At 56.7% G+C, this 261-nt stretch carries 1 protein-coding gene; it reads right to left on the reverse strand.

Going from position 1 to position 261, the window contains the following annotated elements; genetic code table 11:
• Nucleotides 1-261, reverse strand: a 261-nt coding sequence (locus HX884_RS26940) for a transposase (RefSeq protein ID WP_178329077.1), incomplete at both ends; no start/stop codon positions are given.

Genomic DNA, 261 nt, shown 5'->3' on the forward strand with positions numbered 1-261 from the left:
CGCGTTGCTGCTCTTTGTTCTTGGTCGAGCTGGGTGCCTCAATGATGGTGGCATCGACCAAGGTGCCTTGAGTCATCATGACGCCTGCTTCGGCCAGCCAGCGATTGATGGTCTTGAACAATTGGCGGGCCAGTTGATGCTGCTCCAGCAGGTGGCGGAAATTCATGATGGTGGTGCGGTCAGGCAAGGCGCTATCCAGGGATAACCGGGCAAACAGACGCATGGAGGCGATTTCGTACAGAGCATCTTCCATCGCGCCAT

It is taken from the genome of Enterobacter sp. SECR19-1250, assembly GCF_013391025.1.
Lineage (GTDB): Bacteria > Pseudomonadota > Gammaproteobacteria > Enterobacterales > Enterobacteriaceae > Enterobacter > Enterobacter cloacae.